General features: G+C 68.0%; 14 protein-coding genes and 1 pseudogene. 9 read left to right on the forward strand and 6 right to left on the reverse strand.

Annotation, left to right across the window (positions count from 1 at the left end; all coding sequences use genetic code 11):
• Nucleotides 1-213: 213 nt before the first annotated feature.
• A complete protein-coding gene (locus ACGFU7_RS16015) occupies nt 214-1,566 on the forward strand; it encodes an MATE family efflux transporter (protein WP_393696185.1) in 1,353 nt (450 codons plus the stop codon).
• A gap of 243 nt (nt 1,567-1,809) precedes the next feature.
• On the opposite strand, the gene ACGFU7_RS16020 is transcribed toward ACGFU7_RS16015, so the two are convergent.
• Complete coding sequence (locus ACGFU7_RS16020; RefSeq protein WP_393696187.1) at nt 1,810-2,709, reverse strand: helix-turn-helix transcriptional regulator; 900 nt, start codon at nt 2,707-2,709, stop codon at nt 1,810-1,812.
• 113 nt (nt 2,710-2,822) lie between these two features.
• Here ACGFU7_RS16020 and ACGFU7_RS16025 point away from each other — a divergent pair, with 113 nt between their 5' ends.
• Complete coding sequence (locus tag ACGFU7_RS16025) at nt 2,823-4,409, forward strand: MFS transporter (protein ID WP_393696189.1); 1,587 nt, start codon at nt 2,823-2,825, stop codon at nt 4,407-4,409.
• Between the two features lie 120 nt (nt 4,410-4,529).
• On the opposite strand, the gene ACGFU7_RS16030 is transcribed toward ACGFU7_RS16025, so the two are convergent.
• Nucleotides 4,530-4,964 (reverse strand): transposase, encoded by a 435-nt coding sequence (locus ACGFU7_RS16030; protein ID WP_393696191.1) that lies wholly within the window; start codon nt 4,962-4,964, stop codon nt 4,530-4,532.
• Nucleotides 4,965-5,264: 300 nt separating this feature from the next.
• Here ACGFU7_RS16030 and ACGFU7_RS16035 point away from each other — a divergent pair, with 300 nt between their 5' ends.
• The 4 genes and pseudogenes from ACGFU7_RS16035 to ACGFU7_RS16050 all read left to right on the forward strand — a co-directional run bounded on the left by ACGFU7_RS16035 (nt 5,265) and on the right by ACGFU7_RS16050 (nt 7,649).
• On the forward strand, nt 5,265-6,350 hold the full coding sequence (locus ACGFU7_RS16035) for an integrase core domain-containing protein (RefSeq protein WP_393696620.1): 1,086 nt from the start codon (nt 5,265-5,267) through the stop codon (nt 6,348-6,350).
• Nucleotides 6,351-6,518: 168 nt separating this feature from the next.
• Nucleotides 6,519-6,683 carry a hypothetical protein gene (locus ACGFU7_RS16040; RefSeq protein ID WP_393696193.1) on the forward strand — a complete coding sequence of 55 codons (165 nt, stop codon included), beginning with the start codon at nt 6,519-6,521 and terminating at the stop codon, nt 6,681-6,683.
• A 109-nt stretch (nt 6,684-6,792) separates the two neighbouring features.
• A pseudogene (locus ACGFU7_RS16045) lies at nt 6,793-7,254 on the forward strand (transposase); the annotation flags it as partial.
• On the forward strand, nt 7,251-7,649 hold the full coding sequence (locus ACGFU7_RS16050) for a hypothetical protein (RefSeq protein ID WP_393696195.1): 399 nt from the start codon (nt 7,251-7,253) through the stop codon (nt 7,647-7,649). The pseudogene ACGFU7_RS16045 and the gene ACGFU7_RS16050, both read left to right, overlap by 4 nt.
• Here ACGFU7_RS16050 and ACGFU7_RS16055 read toward each other — a convergent pair.
• Nucleotides 7,646-8,230, reverse strand: a complete 585-nt coding sequence (locus ACGFU7_RS16055) for a GNAT family N-acetyltransferase (RefSeq protein ID WP_393696197.1) — start codon at nt 8,228-8,230, stop codon at nt 7,646-7,648. The genes ACGFU7_RS16050 and ACGFU7_RS16055 overlap by 4 nt on opposite strands.
• Before the next feature lie 674 nt (nt 8,231-8,904).
• On the opposite strand from ACGFU7_RS16055, the gene ACGFU7_RS16060 reads away from it, so the two are divergent.
• Nucleotides 8,905-9,168: a hypothetical protein gene (locus tag ACGFU7_RS16060; RefSeq protein WP_393696199.1), complete on the forward strand. Its 264-nt coding sequence runs from the start codon at nt 8,905-8,907 to the stop codon at nt 9,166-9,168.
• Here the strand turns inward: ACGFU7_RS16060 and ACGFU7_RS16065 are convergent.
• Complete coding sequence (locus ACGFU7_RS16065) at nt 9,134-9,943, reverse strand: hypothetical protein (protein ID WP_393696201.1); 810 nt, start codon at nt 9,941-9,943, stop codon at nt 9,134-9,136. The genes ACGFU7_RS16060 and ACGFU7_RS16065 overlap by 35 nt on opposite strands.
• A gap of 623 nt (nt 9,944-10,566) precedes the next feature.
• Here ACGFU7_RS16065 and ACGFU7_RS16070 point away from each other — a divergent pair.
• Together ACGFU7_RS16070 and ACGFU7_RS16075 are read left to right on the forward strand one after the other, a co-directional pair.
• Nucleotides 10,567-11,400, forward strand: coding sequence for a PIG-L family deacetylase (locus tag ACGFU7_RS16070; RefSeq protein WP_393696203.1), 834 nt, complete (start codon nt 10,567-10,569; stop codon nt 11,398-11,400).
• A 557-nt stretch (nt 11,401-11,957) separates the two neighbouring features.
• Nucleotides 11,958-12,602 carry a hypothetical protein gene (locus ACGFU7_RS16075; RefSeq protein ID WP_393696205.1) on the forward strand — a complete coding sequence of 215 codons (645 nt, stop codon included), beginning with the start codon at nt 11,958-11,960 and terminating at the stop codon, nt 12,600-12,602.
• A gap of 20 nt (nt 12,603-12,622) precedes the next feature.
• On the opposite strand, the gene uppS is transcribed toward ACGFU7_RS16075, so the two are convergent.
• Entirely contained in the window at nt 12,623-14,242 is a 1,620-nt protein-coding gene (gene uppS, locus ACGFU7_RS16080; protein WP_393696207.1) for a polyprenyl diphosphate synthase, read from the reverse strand.
• Nucleotides 14,243-14,953: 711 nt separating this feature from the next.
• A complete protein-coding gene (locus ACGFU7_RS16085; RefSeq protein ID WP_393696209.1) occupies nt 14,954-16,297 on the reverse strand; it encodes an endonuclease domain-containing protein in 1,344 nt (447 codons plus the stop codon).
• Nucleotides 16,298-16,920 lie beyond the last annotated feature (623 nt).

Raw genomic sequence — 16,920 nt, forward strand, 5'->3', positions numbered from 1 at the left:
ATCAGCGGCGCTGCCCGCCAGCCCACCACGGCCTGAACACAGCCCCAAAACCCGGCACCACCATGCCCCGACGCACCGTCAGACACCCACACACCCAACAACGTGACAACGCCGTCTGTTCGGTTCGGAAGGGGAACTCGCCAACGTGATATCCACGTCATTTGCCCAGGCACGGGAGCAAAAAGCAAGCGGTCCGAACCGAAAGGAAGTCTCATGACCGAAACCGCCACGACCGAGCGGCGGCAGACTCCTTTCACCCGGATCGCCACGAACGCGCTGCCGCTCTACCTCACGATGGTCGCCTCGTCCGCTGGAGCTCTGGTGGACACCGCCCTCCTCGGCAGACACGCGACGTCCTCGCTCGCCGCGTTCGCCGTGACCATCGCCGTCTACAGCCCGGCCACCGCCACGGTCACCGGCGTCCTGCGCGGCGTCATGCCATTCGTCAGCCAGCACGAGGACGACCCCGACGGCATGGCACCCCTGGTCCGCAACGGCATGTGGCTGGGCTTCATCGTCGGTCTGCTCGGCGCCCTCGCCGTGGCGGGGGTGTCGTTGATCGGACGCGTGACCGGCGTCCCCGAGTCCACGCTCGACCATCTCGGCGCGTTCCCCTACCTGTTGGCCGTCGCCGTGCTGTCGACGTCGGTGGGCGCCTCCGCGATCTCCGTCTTGGTCGCCCTCGGCCAGGGCAAGCTCGTCATGCGGGCCGGACTCGTCGGCACCGCGGTTGCGGTGCTGCTCTCCGTCGGGCTCATCGCGGGGACCGGCCCGCTGCCGGCCATGGGCCTGAACGGCGCGGGCATCGCCATGCTGGTGTCCAGCCTCGTCACCACCTGCCGGGTCCAACTGGCCCTGCACCGGTTCCCGGTGCTGGCCGGCCAGTCCCTGCGCCCGGGCCGCCCGGACCTCCCGCAGGTGTTCCGGCTGGCCCGGGTCGGCATCCCACTCGCCGGCACCGTGCTGATCAAGTTCGTGGTTCTCGGCGTGCTGACGTTCGCCGCCGCTCGCCTCGGCACCGAACAGGCCGCTGTGCACGGCGTGTCCGAGACCCTGGTCAACCTGATCTACACCCTCGCCGTGGCGATCGGACAGGCGACCGTGCCCATCGTGGCGGGCGCGGCACGCGACGCCGATGTCGCCGAGGCCCGGCGCAGCGTCCTCGCCGGCGGCGGCGTCGCGCTGTGCGGTGTCGGCACCCTCGGCCTCGTCCTCGTGGTCTTCGGCCACTGGATCGTCCCGCTCTTCAGCAACGACCCCTCCCTCAGGCCGCAGTTGGAGGACCAGCTCCCGCTGGTGTTCGCCGTCGTGCTCACGGACGCCCTCCAAGCGATCGCTGGCTTCGGCATGCTCGGGCTGAAGCGGACCTTCCCCAGCATGGTCTCCACCGCCGTCTTCTTCGGCCTGCTGTGCCTGAGCGCCGTCCCGGTGGCCGACGCGGGCGGGCTCACCGCCCTGTGGTCCGCGCTGATCTGCGCCAACCTCCTCCAGGCGATCACCAAGGCCGTCATCTTCCACCGGCACAGCAGACGCCTCGCGGCCCAGCAGCCCGGCCTCGCCGGCTGACATCCCCTCCCCCAACGACTCCAGCTCCGCCGACGCACTGCAGATCCTCACGCACGGGGAATAGCCAGGACATCAAGTCAGTCTCCACCGCCAACCGACATACCGGAGAGGGCCCCCGAGCCCGAACGTCTGCCCGATCCGGTGTCACGAACGTCCTGCCCCGCAACACCTGTTGTGGGGCAGGACGTTGTTGACGCCTACGAGGGCACGGCACTGGAGAGTAGCGGTACAGGTCGGGTTGGGTCAGCTCGCCTCGGTCCTTGTTTGAGGGCGCGAGGGGGTAGCCGTATTGGAGGCGGTGAAGCTGCCGAGGAAATTCAGGGCCTCCTCGGCGGGACTGCCGGGCGGGGCCGTGTAGATCACGAGGAGGTGGTGAGCGGAGCCGGGGGCCTGAAAGGTCTCATAATTCAGCGTGACGTCTCCGACGGTGGGGTGTCGGAAGCGCTTGGGTCCATGGGTCTTCTCGTGAACGTGGTGGCTGGCCCACAGCTGGCGGAAGGTCTCGCTGCCCAGTGATAGTTCACCGACCAGGCGCACGAGTTCCGGGTTGTGCGCCTGGCGTCCGGCAGCCATGCGCAGTATGCCGACCGTAGTGCGCGCGGCTTCGTCCCAGTCGAGGTGGATCTGTCGCGCGTCCGGGTCCAGGAAGATCCGGCGGGCCATGTTCCGCTCGCGTGGCGCGAGGTTGGGGAAGTCAGCGATCAGCGCGGCTGCCAGTTGGTTCCAGGCCAGGACATCGTTGCGGTCGTTCATGATCACGGCTGGGGTGGTCGGGATGGCCTCGACGACCTGCCGTAGCGCGGAACGCAGCACCTCACCCCGCCCAGCGACCGCTGCCGTCGTGTCGGCACGACGGGGCGGCCGGGCCAGGTCGTACAGATGGGCGCGTTCGGCTGGCCCGAGCCGCAGTGCCCTGCTGAGTGCGTCAAGGACCTCATCGGAGGGACGGTCGGCGCGACCCTGCTCCAGGCGTACGTAGTAGTCGGTGCTGAGCCCGACCAGTTCCGCGACCTCCTCGCGTCGCAGGCCGGGCACGCGGCGGCGGCCGGTCGGAGGCAGGCCCACGTCTGCGGGTGACACCAGGGCCCGCCGGGCCCGGAGGTAGTCGCCGAGGCTGTTGACAATCATGCTCGTGTTGGCCATACGCCCCAGTATGTGGGCGTCGCCAGGGGCGCGGCGGTCGGATGGTGGCCCTGTCATTCCCAGGGAACCGCGGTCTCTTCATCAACCGATGGCCCTCGCGAACGATCGAGGGCATGTCCACTCCCTCCTCTCTCGACGGCCCAGGCCGTCCCGATCCGGATCGCACTCGTAGCGCGAGCGGCCCCGGAGTCGCCCCGTCCCTCGGACCGGCCCCGATCCGACCTGCGGACGACAGCAGGCGTGACTACTGGCCCACGGTGGTCGCGGTCGCTTCCGCCAGCATGATGCTGCCGTTCTCCGTGACCGGAGCCGCAGTGGCGCTACCGAGCATGGCGGCACACCTGCACTCCTCGGTCGGCACTGCGCAGTGGATGCTGAATGCCTTCAACATCACCTTCGCCGCCTTGCCGCTCGCGGCCGGCGGCCTCGCGGACCGGGTCGGCAGGCGCCGCGTGCTGTTGGCCGGCATCGCACTGGTCGGCGCGATATCTCTGCTGGTCGCGCTGGCGCCTTCGATGGCCGTAGTCGACACGGCCAGGGCGGTCCAGGGATGCGGTGCGGCGGCGGTTTTGGCCTCGGGGGCGGCGGTGCTGGCCCACTCCACCTCCGGGCGGCGCCGACGGTTGGCCTTTGGGATCCTCGGTACCTCCTTCGGTACGGGTCTGGCGATGGGACCGCTGGTCGCCGGGGCCCTGATCGAAGCAGCCGGCTGGCGGTCGGTTTTCCTCCTGGTCGCGGCCATGTCCATACCCGCATGGCTGTGCGCGACCCGGGCTCCGGAATCCCGCAACCCGGACCAGCCTGCCCTCGACGTGGCCGGGCTGGTCACCTTCACCGCCGGGCTGGCCTGCCTGTCCTTCGCCTTCGTTCAGGCCGCAGCCGCAGGTTGGAGCGCGCCGAGTACCCTACTGCTTCTCGCCGCGGCAGTGGCGCTGGTCACGCTGTTCGCTGGGTTGGAGATCCGCCTGGCCGACCGCGCGATGTTCGACGTCCGCCTGTTCCGCAGGCCCGAGTTCCTCGCGGTGGTCTGCCAGCCCTTCACGGTCACCCTCGGCTTTGTCGTTTTGCTGGTTTACCTGCCCGCCTACCTCCAAGGCGTCGCTGATCGCACCACCTTGGCCAGCGGCCTGCTTCTGCTGCCGATGACTGCCCCGGTTCTGCTCTTGCCGCTCGCCGCCAGCCATCTGGCCGCGCGCACCTCCGTGCGAGCGGTGCTGACCGGCGCTTCCGTACTGATCGTGGCCGGCGCCCTGCTCCTGGCAACTCTGCACAGCAACGGATCATGGCTGGCACTGGCGCTTCCTCTCCTGCCCTTCGGCGCCGGCGTGGGTCTGGCGTTCGGGGTCATGGACAACGCCGCCGTCAGCACTGTCCCGGTCGAGAACGCCGGAGCCGCAGCAGGCATCTTCAACACGATGCGCATCACAGGCGAGTCCGTCGCCGTCGCCGGTGCCGCAGCCCTGCTCACCACGCTCACCGCCGCCCGGTTGAGCGGCAGCGGCATACCCTCCGATTCCGCGACTCGAATCGCCGGGCAGGCCGTCCAAGGCCAGGTGGCCGGACCGCATCACGCAGCCCTGGCCGCAGGCTTCACCAGTGCCTTCCACACCCTCGGCCTCATCCTCGCGGTCCTGTCCACGCTTGGCGCGGTCCTGACCTACCTCGCGCTCGCACCCCACCGCGCTGGCTCGCGCCAATGAACTGCCATAACGCCGCCAATACCGCAACGCGTCCACTGACCGGAAAGACACCTGTGACTCATCGCAACGCTCCACTGTCGTTTGGAGAGTCAGGCCGTCGGACGGTGCCATCACCCATCCTTACTGTCGGTTGATTGCTCGTTCGACGGTGTTGCGTTTCTTGTACCTCTCTTCGTCGAAGCCGGGTGGTCGTCCGCCGCGTGATCCTTTGCGCAGGCGGGCGGCCTGACTGTCGGTTTTCTCCGGGATGGTGTGGCGGATGCCGCGTCGTCGCAGGTATTCGCGGCAGGGCCCGTTGCTGTACGCCTTGTCCGCCGCGACACTGTCCGGCTTCGTGCGGGGCCTGCCCGGGCCGGACTTCGCAACGCGGATCTTCTCCAGCACCGGCTTGAACTGGGTGCAGTCCGCCCGCTGCCCGGGCGTGACCATCAGGGACAGCGGGCGGCAGCGGCCGTCCGCGCTCAGGTGGAGCTTGCTGGTGAACCCGCCGCGCGAGCGGCCCAGGCCCTCACCTCCCGCACCACCTCCACCAGGCGGGCGTGGAGGCTCTGCCATGCGGTTTCGCCCTGGTGTTCTGCTGTTTCGGCCCCCTTTGGCGCGGGGGCCTGCGGCGGATCGGTTCGGGCGCCGGCAGCGTGCTGATGCGCCCGGACGATGGCGGAGTCCACCGAGACGTCCCAGTCGATCTCGCCCGCGGCGTCGGCCGCGGCCTGGACCTGCTGGAGCAGCCGTTCCCACGTCCCGTCGGCCGACCACAGCCGGTGCCGTTCATAGACCCTGTGCCGTTCAGAAATGCGTTGCTGCAGGTCGTAGGGGGTTTGGTGGCGCTCAGGGTCGCGTGGGACGATGCCGCGGGTGATTGTCTCGCTGGTCTATCGGGTGACGAGGAAGCTGTTGTCGGTCCCGGTGTTGCTGCTGCGTCGGCAGGTGGCCAAGGACGCCGAACTTCTTGTCCTGCGGCACGAGAACGCGGTGCTGCGCAGGCAACTTGCAGGTCCGGTGCGTTACGAGCCGGCGGACCGGCTGTGGTTCGCGGCGTTGTCCTCGCTGATACCCCGGCGTCGTTGGGCGCAGGTGTTCCCGGTGACTCCGGGCACCGTGCTGGCGTGGCATCGAAGGCTCGTGGCGCGCCGGTGGGACTACAGCAAGCGCCGGAGCAGGCCCGGCCGGCCACCGACCACGAAGGCGATCAAAGAGCTGGTGCTGCGGCTGGCCGCAGAGAATCCGCGTTGGGGGTGTCGCAGGATCCAAGGCGAGCTCGCGCGGCTTGGACATCGGGTCGGAGCCTCCACGGTCAGGGAGATCTTGACTGTTGCCGGAGTAGGCCCTGCTCCCCGTAGAGGTGGGCCGACGCGGCGAGAGTTCCTGACGGCGCAGGCCGACGGCGTCATCGCCTGCGACTTCCTGCACATCGACCTGGTCGATCTTCGCCGGGTCTACGCGCTGGTCTTCCTCGAGCACGGCACGCGCCGCCTGCACATCGCTGGTGTGACCGCGCATCCGACCGCGCAGTGGACGGTCCAGCAAGCCCGCAACCTCGCCGTCGACCTGGGCCTGCGCTTGGAGTCGCTGCGCTTCTTGGTCCGCGACCGGGACCGCAAGTACACCGAGTCCTTCGACGCGGTCTTCGCGTCCGAGGGCATCGAGACCCTGACGACGGCGCCGCGGGCCCCACGGATGAACGCGCACTGCGAAAGGGTCATCGGGACACTCCGGCGCGAGGCCCTCGACCACCTGCTGATCCTGAACGAAGCCCACGCTCGACGCGTGCTCGACGTCTACGCCTTCCACTACAACGGCCATCGCCCCTACCAGGCCCGGGGGCAACTTCCTCCCCTCGCCCAGGAGCACCCGGCGCCCTCGACCGACTTGACCGCGCATCGACTCCTCCGCACCCGAGTACTGGGCGGCGTCATCAATGAGTACAGATACGCGGCTTGACCAGCAGCGATGAGTTTCTGAACGGCACAGGTCCGAGGCGACGCGGAGGTCCTCGTGGCTCGGGTGGACGTACACCCGCTTGGTGAAGGTGGCGTTGGCATGCCCGGCCCATGCGGCGAGGACGACGTCCGGCACGCCGTTGACGGCAAGAAACGTGAGGCATGAGTGATGCGCGTCGTAGAGCTGGACCTTCCGCAGCTCCAGCTTCCGCTGCAGGGAGTACGCGGCCTCACGCAGGTGGCGAGTCGTGAGCGGCTGGCCGAGGTGTTGGGCCGTCGAGGGGCGAAGTCCTGTGCCGGCTTGGCCGCCACGCCTGCGGGCGCCGACAAGTAGCGAGGCGACCATGGACTCGACGTGTTCCTCCGTCAGTTCCTCCAGGTCCTCGGCCGCGATTCCTCCTGCCCGGGAGGACTTCTGCCTGCTCGGGCCGGCACGGCCATGCTCCCGTAAGAGGACTCCGGGCCGCAAGCGGGGACTGGCCGTCGATGTCCTGGGGCTGATCATCGGCGTCGTCGTGCTGGCCGCCTCGGCCCACGACAACGCTGCCGGCAGGGCCCTGCTCGACCAGGCCGCCGAACGGTGCGGGAACCGCCTGGAGAAGGCCCTGGTGGACCAGGGGTTCAAGGACGAGGTCGTCATCCATGGCGCGATGCTCGACATCACCGTCGACGTCGTCCGCCGCAACCCCGCCGACCAGGGCAAGGGCTTCATTCCGCAACCGATGAGATGGGCGGTGGAGCAGGTCAACGGCACGTTGATGTTGCACCGGCGTCTGGCCCGCGAGTACGACCACCGGCCCGACAATGCCGCCTCACGCGTCTACTGGGCATCCACCGCGAACATGGCCCGCCGCCTCACCACGCCTGCACCAGCCTGGCGCGATGACTTGGTGGCGGCCGCGTGAATGTCATCGAACTCCTGGCAGATCTCCAGGCCCGGCAGGACGAGGCCGCCACCCGGGCCGGCGAACTGCGCAACCAGATCGAGCACTTGAACGCTGCTCTGGCCGAGACCGAGGCGCGTCTGGCGGAACTCGTTACGACCCGGAAGGTCATTGCGGAACTCGCCCCGACCGGGATCGAATCCGAACCGCCTGAGTTGACCACCGCCTACCAGGTCATCCTGAACGCCTTCAACACCCACCCCGATCAGGCGTTCCGGGTCCGTGATCTACACGAACTCCTCGGCATGCCCACCGACGACCCGGCCATGAACGTCACCCGCAGCCGCCTTGGACGCCTCACCCGTCAAGGCTTCCTCACTCAACCCCGACGCGGTCTCTACCAGAAACGGACTTAACGCCGGTCGTAGCGGGCTGGAATTGGCACGGCCGCCGGCCGCCACTCTCGCCTGATCAACCCGAACACCCACGAGTCGGATACCTCGCCGTTCACGACGCAGTCTTCCCGCAACGTCCCTTCACGCATGAATCCGATCTTCTCCAGGACCCGGGCAGATGCCACGTTGCGCGTATCGGTCTCGGCCTGAACTCGATTCAGGTCCAGTGTGTCGAATGCCCACTGCAGCACGGCGCGCGCGGCCTCCGTCGCGTAGCCGTGGCCCCACATCGCATCGTCGAGGACGTAGCCCAACGACGAGCTGCGGTAGTCCGGGTTCCATCCGGTCAGACCGCACCAGCCGACGAAGGCCCCGTCAGAAGCACGGTCGATGGCCACCCGCGCTCCGGTCTCTTCGTCCGCCATCTTCCGGCACATCGCGATGAAGCGCTTGGCGCGGGCCCGTTCGCTCCACGGCGGGGAGTCCCAGTAGCGCATCACGTAGGTGCTGCTGTGCAGCGCGAAGAGGGCGTCCGCGTCGGCGTCGGTGAAGGGGCGCAGTCGCAGGCGAGCGGTGTGGAGTATGGGGGTGGCCAAAGTCATGCGCACCATCTTGTGTCCTCATGAGGTGGGCAGAACACCGAATATCCGATCCCGGTCCGGCCCTCACGACCAAGGCACCGCCACCAGCAGATCGTGCATGCCTTCAACCAGCACCCCGACCAGGCATTCAGGGTCTGCGAACGGAGCGACTACTCGGCCTGCCCACCGACGGCCCAGACATGAACGTCACACGCAGCCGCCTCGGACGCCAAGGCTTCCTCACCCAACCCGGACCAGGCTCACTACTAGAAACGGACTTAACGCCCTCTTAACTCACCACGGGAACACCGACAGCTCAACGCTGCGTGATCCTCTCGGGCGGGCCGAGGCGTCCGCGTATGTCAGCAGGGTCCGCAACGACGGGCCCGGCGCGCTCCGCGCGCGGGACCTTCGCACACACCGCGTACGGGCCGGCGCGCACTCTGCACGCGGACCTCACCACCGAGGCGAGGGCCCGGGCTCGCGCCGTCGCTGGTCCTCCACGGCCTGGGCGGCAAGGTGCTCGATACCGCCGCGACGGTGTGCACCCGGCGGGCGTACGGCTTCGACGCCCGTACCAACCGGACCTCGGTGAACACGGTGAAGGGAGTCCCGGGCGCGGACTGCCCGATCACCGGGGGCACGACCGGGTGGGCGCCGGTTTCACCTACGATGCCTTCGGCCGGACGACCGGCATGCCGGGATCCGTCACCGCGGGCTACTTCGCCAACGACGTCGCACGCCAGCAGACGACAGCGACCCAGCGGCAGACCTGGGACCTCGACTCCGCACTGCGGTTCCGCACGTGGACGGTGGAGGACAAGACCTCGGGAACCTGGACCCAACTGGGGTCCAGGACGAACCACTACGACTGCGACTCCGACAGCCCGCGGTGGATCGTCGAGGACAACGCCACCGGCGCCGTCACCCGCAACGTAGAGGGCCCGGCGGTGCTGTGAGGCTGGCTGCGCGGGCGGCAGTGACGAAATCCTTACGGCGGGATTCGAGGCGTTCGATGAGCGGGTCCCGGACCCATCCACCGATCAGTTGCTCCCACATGGCCGGGCAACGGTCGACTAGGGAGAGAGCCTGAGCTACTTGCATTTCGGTGAGGGTGGCGCTGTCGCGGAGGCAGTAGTCCAGAAGATCCCGGTCGTGCCTTCTTTCCTCCGCGTCCTTGCGCGCCCACCCGACGAGAAATTCCCAGGCTACGTAAGCCGAGCTATGACGATCATCGGTGCAATCTTCTGGGCCGCCGGGACACCAGCCTGCTTCCAGGGCGCTGATCGTCGCGCGCAGTACCGCGCGATCGAGCGCGCAGCGCTCCAAGAGGCGGCATTGCGAGAGAAGGAACTCTGCGGCCGTAAGGACATCAGGAGGGGCGAGGAGTTCCAGTGAGGCGTATCGGGTTTCCATCGGGACAGCGTGCTTGGCCACGAGCCCCTGGCGTTCATCGTGATCGAGGTTCGGGAGTCGCTTCACCACACCTACCAGGGTGTCGGAGACGCTCAGGAACTCCATGCACGCGCTGTCGAGTGCAATGTGCCGTTGCTGATCCCGCTGGAGGAGGCTCTGGGTCTGTACCGCCGAGATGGCCGTGTCGGCCTGGATACGCCCGGCGAGGAGCGCGGCAGACGTTGCACTTTCTGCGCTGCGCTTGGTCCACCACGCTGCGACTAAGGCAGTGGGAACGGAGAGAAGGGCTGCGACCGCGCCCAAGTCGACCATGTCCATTGATCAATGCTGGGTGAACAAGACCTGCCATGAGGGCGGTTCGGCGCAAATTGATGAGACCCGACATTTGTTCCTGCGCGCCCGGCTGTTGAGGCGGTTCGTTTCGATGAGACGTCAGCGCCGTGTACGGAGATCATGGAACCGACCGACGAGGCAGTGTGATGGAGACAGGCGAGGGTGCGTTGGCCAGGATGCGGGCGGCACCGGCGAAGTCTTGAAGCTGACTGCGGCCATATCGCGCGCACGGGCTCACGATGTACCCGCAGAGTCTGTCCACATCATCCTTCGGCCGGCGGGCTTTGGACAACTGGGTCGTGTTTGGGGGAATGGACTGGGTTGACTGGCGGCTTGGTGCGGCGGGCGGAGGCCGACGTGGCGCTGCGACGTGCAGGTCGCGCCTGTACCGCGTTCGCGTTGAAACTCCGATGCCTGGAAAGCAAATTGGCTGCGACGGGAACAGCCGGTCGGGTCGGCACGGTTGCATCGACCGAGGGACCGGCTCCGCACGGGCGGGGAACACGGAGACTGCAAGGTCGTCCGCCCCGCCGGGATCCGGGCCCCAGGATCGCGGTACGCCCGCCGCGCACTCGGACCAAGACGTATTTTTGCAGGAGGACTGTTTCATGATTGACCGGCCCTTGACGCTCATGGCAGTACACGCCCACCCCGACGACGAGGCCACCGGAACCGGAGGGGTCCTCGCGCGGTACGCGGCGGAAGGCATCCGCACCGTTCTCGTGACGTGTACCGACGGCGGTTGCGGTGACGGAACGGGGGGCGTCAAGCCGGGCGATCCCGGGCACGATCCGGCGGCCGTTGCCTTGATGCGCCGTCAAGAACTCAAGGCGAGCTGTGACGTCCTGAAGGTCAGCGATCTGGAGATGCTGGACTATGCCGACTCCGGGATGACGGGCTGGCCGAGCAACGACGCCCCCGGATCCTTCTGGCAGACCCCCGTGGAGGAAGGCGCTGCCCGACTTGCGGAACTCATGCGGCACTACCGACCCGATGTGGTCGTCACCTACGACGAGAACGGCTTCTACGGCCACCCCGACCACATCCAGGCCCACCGCATCACGATGGCGGCGCTGGAGATGACCGCGCTGACACCGAAGGTGTACTGGACGACGGTGCCCCGCTCGATGATGCAGCGGTTCGGGGAGACCATGCGCGAGTTTCGTGGGGACATGCCGGAACCGGATCCTGCCGAGGCCGCCGCGATGGCCGAGATCGGCCTGCCCGACGATGAGATCACCACGTGGGTGGACACCACCGCATTCAGCGGTCAGAAGTTCGATGCGCTGGCCGCGCACGCCAGCCAGGGCGAGAACATCTTCTTCCTCAAGATGGGCAAGGAGAGGTTCGGCGAGTTGATGGGCATGGAGACCTTCGTACGTGTCAAGGACGCCACCGGCGCGGCCGTACCCGAGAACGATCTCTTCGCCGGACTGCGCTGATCCGCTGTGTGTCGTCATTACCGCGTTGGCGCCGGCGTGGACTGGACAGTTTGCCAGTCGGGTGGCGGCCAGCACAGCACTGGTGAGCACCGCGTCCTGCAGAAACGCCGGACTTCGGACTTGGTGAGCAGCGGTGCGGTTGGTGGGTGATGCGCAATTAGGCATTTCTCGAAGCGGATGTCGATGGCGTTGAGTGATCAGTGCTCTCCATGAATACCGGTTCGGCCAACCGGGGATGATCGGCTATGTTTCCGGGCGCCTCGATGAGGTCTGGGCCTTCAGGCTCCTGTCGGTGTGGTCGCCCGGTGTTCTGCGCGTAGCCGAGCACCAGGTTCACCGTTCGCTCCGCGAAGAGCAGGGTGGTGCGCACGTCGGTAGGCGTCTGGGCGCTGCTGCCACCGTCCGGGACGAGGTTCGAGGTCAGGTACACCTGGTGATGCGGCCTGTCCCCCTTCCGGGTGTTGCCCGACCAGTTTCGCGACCCGGGAATCCCGGCGGGCGGATGATTTCCCTCGGGTCGTGTGCTGCGGCCCCGAGGAAGGATGGTGGGCACACCGATGAGTACGAATCGTCGAACGGTTCTGGGTGCGGCCTTGGCCGCACCTTTGCTGGCCCAGTTCACGGGGACGGCGTCTGCTGCTGCGGATGAGAAGTGGGGCACGATTTCCGAGGGCTGGGTCGAGGTTCGGTGGACCGAGCAGGTCCAGGCGGAGCTGGACCGGTTGGGAGCCGTGGTCGAGGCAGTGGCTCCGGCCGAGCTGATCAAGGACCACAGCGGTTCGGCGGTGCGGTTCCCCGTGCGGTCGGGTAAGGGCGATCCCTCGCTGAAGAGCCTACCGAAGGCTGAGGGTGACGGTGTGCTCGACGGCGGGATCGCGGTGCGCACGCCCGCTGGAAACGCCCGGGTCGTCAGCCTGCAGAGCGCCCTGAAGGACGGGTTGGCGTCGGGGAAGTGCGTGGTCAACGGTGTCGACATCGGGCACCGCTCGGTGTTCCGGTGCGTTCTGTCCGAGGGCCTGCTGACCACCGGCAATGTACCGGTGGGCCAGCCGCTGAAGGTCCGGATCAACAAGGTGCCGCTGCACGCCACCCCCGAGTTGCTGGAGGTGTACGCCGCCACCTTCGGCAGGCCCGTGTTCACCGCTGACACGGTGCTGGCGCACGTGACCGCGGAGGGTGTGTACACCCCGCCGAAGTCGTAGCGCCGGGGGCCGGCTCCGGCTCAGGGAGCCGGGGCCGGCCCCACCGGTCGGGCAGGACTGGGAAGGGTGCCTCCGAAGCGGCGCCGGCGGCCGGCATACGTTGTGAGGGCCTCCCGTAGCTGCGCCAGGCCGAAGTCGGGCCAGGGGGTCGGGTCGAAGATCAGCTCGGCGTAGGCGAGGTGCCAGGGCAGGAAGTTGCTGATGCGCTGCTCGCCGGAGGTGCGGATCAGCAGATCGACGTCGGGAAGGCCGGGCGCGTACATGTTCCGGGCCAGGTCGGCGGGGCCGATGTCCTCGGGCCGGATCGTCCCCGCCACCGCCTCGGCGGCCAGCGCACGGGCGGCGTCGGTCAGTTCGTCCCGCCCGCCGTAGTCGATGCACAGGGTCAGCGACAGCACATCGTTGTTCGACGTCAGGCTCTCCACCAGCGTCAGGGCGGAGGCGAGTGACGGATCGACGCGGTCACGCCGTCCACACCAGCGCACCCGTACGCCCAGTTCGTGCAGCCACTCGGTGCCCTGGGCGATCCCGTCGGCCATGGTGTCGAACAGGGCGGCCAGTTCCTCCTGGGAGCGGTCCCAATTCTCGGTGGAGAACGCATAGATGCTCAGGTGCCGGACCCCAAGCCGCAGGGCGGCGTTGACCACGCGCATCGCGGCCTGCCCGCCCGCTTGATGGCCCCGCGAGACAGGCAGGGTCTGCCGTGTGGCCCACCGCCGATTGCCGTCCATGATCACCGCGACATGGCCCGGCACCGCGCCCACCACCGGCCATGGCGGGCGGCGCTGCGCCGCACCGGTCGACGTCAGTGGTTCCATGCCGTCGGCGAAGACCCGGGACTTCCGGAGCGTGACCTCGTCGAACTGCATCCACGCGCCGAGAAGCACCGTGTGCAGGAACGGCTGGTACTCGGGACTCACCATCCAGGCCACCGGCATCGCCTGCTCCAGCAGGTCACGCCAACGCCCGAGCTGGATGTCCACCAGCTCATCGAGTGCCTCACGCCGTTCACCGCGCTGGAGGTCGCTCACCTCCAACCCCAGCTGCCGCAGGTCGGCGCGCGGCATATAGCACCGGCCGACAGCGAGGTCGAGCGGCAGGTCCTCGAAGTTGTCCACCAGCTGGCACACCTCACCCAGTACCGAGGCCAGTGCCAACGCCTCCGGCCCTCTCACATTCAGCAGCGACATCCACATCTCGTTGGTCGTCCCCGCGATTCCCCGCATATAGCGCCGCTGCTCCGTGAACGTCTCGAAGACGGGAGCAGAGACGCAGTCAGCCTGCATGGTGTCGAGGAACTCCTCGACCAGCGCGTGGGCGATCTCCCACCGCTGCACCGTGTTCACGAACGCCCGCCGCAGCGGATGCTCGCTGCGCCCGGTGCGCAGCTCCTCCAAAGTGTCGGAACGCCACCGGGCGAACCGTTCCTCGCGGACCTGCGGCGTTCCTCCCTCATCAGCGATGCGGTCGCTGCGCACCGTGAAGCCGTTCACGGCCAGGACGTGGGGACGGATCGCGGCGGGCAGCACCTCGGTCGCCTTCCACATCGGCGTCAGGAACTGCCTGATCTCAGCCGCGCACAACTCATAGGACGCACGCAGTTCGGGCGAATCGGCGAACGACGCCTCGCTCTCTGACATTCCGTACCTCCCCTTCGATCGCGCTGCCGGTATGAGACCGCGACTCCAGCAGCGCGGCAGGCAGCGGCGCCTGCTCACCGACCCATGGCCGGGGGCCGCCACCGTCACTAACGACACGTCGGCCGCCCGGTGCCGGTCGAGGCGACAAACCACTGGCAAGAAGCCGGAGGTGACGAGATTGATGGCCCCCTGCCGGTGCATCGCCACCGGCTTCGCCATGCCCTGAAAGACCAGAAGGGGTCACCATGGGCAGCTACTGTCCGGAGTCAGTGCGCACTGAGGCCGGGATATGCGCATTCAGCGCGCATCAGGAACCGACATTCCGCTTCACTGTTGATGGGTGACATAGCGCCACGTCGCTGATCTGGCAAACATGCGGGTCAGTAGGTTTCGACTTCCGGGGTCGGACCCCTAGCCTTTTCCCGTGCTGGATAGGTGCTGGATAATCTGACTCCTCATCACCTGTCGTCACCCAATCACCTCTCACCGTATCGATCAACAAACCGACAGCGAAGGCTGATCGGGCAGAACGCGACGGTCCGTTGCAGTGACCCGTTCCTGGCACCCTTGGTGACAAGCAGCGCGCCGATCTTGTGACGCACACTGCGCCGCGGGACTCTGCTGCGCATTTCGCTGGGGCGTGCGGGGTGACCGTGTCGGGGGCCAGCAGCTGCGAGGTGACGATGGGGTGTCGGGTCTCCCGGTGCCCGCTCAAAACAGTTCTAGGTCCTCGCCGCTGGTGTCCGCGATGACTGGCCGGAACTGGGCAGGGAGGCCGTCCAGGCGGTCAGGACCGGCCGCGGCGGCCACGGCAGGGGCCGTCTCGGCCAACCAGGTACGAAACCGCTCGGCGGCTTCGCGGTAGGGGACTCGCGCCAGGACACGGTGCTCGCCGGAGGGGCAGAAGTCGACGGCGACAGTGAGCAGGCAGGAACGGGGCGCGTTCCGACTGCCTGTCCAGGACACGCGCAGGACACCGCAGGGCTTGCGCCCGCGGGGGGCGCGGTGGGTCGGGCGCAGCGATCGGCAGGCTATGTGGGCGGTCCATGCGGCGAGGTGCGGCAGGGGCAGGGTGGTGCGTGCGCGGCAGCCGGGGCAGCGGTGCCAGTGGCGGAGCCAGTCGTCGGTGTCGGTGTGGAAGAGGCGTGTGTAGCGGTTCGCCACGCGGATGTCATTGGTGTACAGGTGGTCGGGGCGTTCCTGTGTGTTGCAGGACTGGCAGACGGGGGCGCGGACGTAGCCGTGTTCGTGGCAGTGGTCGAGCACGGTGGCGGGCGCAGTGCGGCAGACGGCGCACGCCCACCCAGCCACCCTGCGGGAGGTACCGGGCTTCCTGCTGAGCACCGAGTACAGCTGGCCTTCCAGCTCTTTGTTGTACGGGCGCAGTGAGGCGGTGGGGCCCTCGGGGCTCGTCGTCTGCCGACCGCCGGCGTCTCGGGCCTGCCGGGGGTGGGAGGGCGGCTCGGTGACGGCTGCGCTTGCCTGGCGGGTCTGCGCGGCTTGCACCCACTGCGTTTCGGCGTGCTCGGCCGCGTCCAGCAGCCTGACCACAGCGCGCGGCAGCCACCACGTGCGCTGCGTCCCGTCGCGGGTCTGCTCCACGAGTATCTGTCGCCAGTCGATCCCCGCCAGATGGTACGGCCGGCCGACTTCACGTCGTGCTGCCCGCTCGGGGTCGCCCAGCTCCTGCAGTTCCCCCTTGATGCGCTGGCGCCAACGCAGCGGCGTTTCCTCGTTGCACTCCTGCCTCGGCGCCCCACGAAACGGCCCGATGCGGACCAGGTCCTGCCGATCCATCCCAACCGCGTTCAGTTCCGCGGCCGCCCGGCGTACCTCAACTTCCGGAACACTCCACTGACCGTTGCTCGCCCTCACCGTCGCCACCGCATGGCCGCCGAGCAGGACGTACCTCACCTGGGCACGGGCAGGAGAGCAGGTGAATGCCCCAGAAGCCGTCGGCACAGCACTGCCGGCCGTCAAATCGACCCACAGAGCGTCCGCGGCAACCAGGGTGATCAGGCCGTCCGTGCGACCGGGCATGACACGCTCTGACATACCGACAGGCTAACGGCCTGCAACGCGGCAACGGATCCCAGGCGCCTCGGCCAGCCGGGCCGCCGCCCGCAACTCCATATTCCTGAGCATCTGGTTCGTCAGCACCTCGCGTGCCCGTAGCCTCACCACCAGAACGTCAAGAACCGGGCAAGTCGCCCTCGCGCATCAGCGGTCCCCGAGCTCGGACGAATTGAGCAACAGAGTCCCGCGGCGACCCAAAGTGGCAGGACAGCGTCACCGGCAGATCCTCGAAGGACACTGCAGGCGACCTGCAGGACCACCACCGACACCGAGACCGCTCGGACGAGTTACTTGCCGCTTCGCGGCATCTTCGGGAGAACAGGGCACACGCGGCGACGGCGGCGGGCGCGGGCCGCGCTGCTTGTGGGAGCAGACCGAGGCTGTGCGCGTGGTATGTCGGTCTCGGTGAGCCCGCCCGCCGACGCTTTCGGGCTGGCCGGGAGATCTCACGGCCAGGACGTCTGGCTGCACCAGCACGATCGCGTCATGTGAGGTGTCGATCCCTGCTGAGACCTGCCAGGATTCAGTGCGACCAGAAAACTCTTCGTCTCACCTCGTCTCACACATCTCTCACAGACGAGAGCGCACGGGAGCACGCGAGA

The sequence above is a fragment of the Streptomyces sp. NPDC048473 genome, from assembly GCF_043200155.1.
Taxonomy (GTDB): Bacteria; Actinomycetota; Actinomycetes; order Streptomycetales; family Streptomycetaceae; genus Streptomyces.

What these genes read in the sequence shown, in the direction of transcription:
- ACGFU7_RS16060 (WP_393696199.1), top strand. Translation starts at nt 8,905, where the DNA reads ATGCCGGGATCCGTCACCGCGGGCTACTTCGCCAACGACGTCGCACGC.
- ACGFU7_RS16075 (WP_393696205.1), top strand. Translation starts at nt 11,958, where the DNA reads ATGAGTACGAATCGTCGAACGGTTCTGGGTGCGGCCTTGGCCGCACCT.
- ACGFU7_RS16020 (WP_393696187.1), bottom strand. Translation starts at nt 2,709, where the DNA reads ATGGCCAACACGAGCATGATTGTCAACAGCCTCGGCGACTACCTCCGG.
- ACGFU7_RS16085 (WP_393696209.1), bottom strand. Translation starts at nt 16,297, where the DNA reads ATGTCAGAGCGTGTCATGCCCGGTCGCACGGACGGCCTGATCACCCTG.
- ACGFU7_RS16025 (WP_393696189.1), top strand. Translation starts at nt 2,823, where the DNA reads ATGTCCACTCCCTCCTCTCTCGACGGCCCAGGCCGTCCCGATCCGGAT.
- ACGFU7_RS16015 (WP_393696185.1), top strand. Translation starts at nt 214, where the DNA reads ATGACCGAAACCGCCACGACCGAGCGGCGGCAGACTCCTTTCACCCGG.
- ACGFU7_RS16065 (WP_393696201.1), bottom strand. Translation starts at nt 9,943, where the DNA reads ATGGACATGGTCGACTTGGGCGCGGTCGCAGCCCTTCTCTCCGTTCCC.
- ACGFU7_RS16070 (WP_393696203.1), top strand. Translation starts at nt 10,567, where the DNA reads ATGATTGACCGGCCCTTGACGCTCATGGCAGTACACGCCCACCCCGAC.
- uppS (WP_393696207.1), bottom strand. Translation starts at nt 14,242, where the DNA reads ATGTCAGAGAGCGAGGCGTCGTTCGCCGATTCGCCCGAACTGCGTGCG.
- ACGFU7_RS16030 (WP_393696191.1), bottom strand. Translation starts at nt 4,964, where the DNA reads ATGGCAGAGCCTCCACGCCCGCCTGGTGGAGGTGGTGCGGGAGGTGAG.
- ACGFU7_RS16040 (WP_393696193.1), top strand. Translation starts at nt 6,519, where the DNA reads ATGCGCGTCGTAGAGCTGGACCTTCCGCAGCTCCAGCTTCCGCTGCAG.
- ACGFU7_RS16055 (WP_393696197.1), bottom strand. Translation starts at nt 8,230, where the DNA reads ATGACTTTGGCCACCCCCATACTCCACACCGCTCGCCTGCGACTGCGC.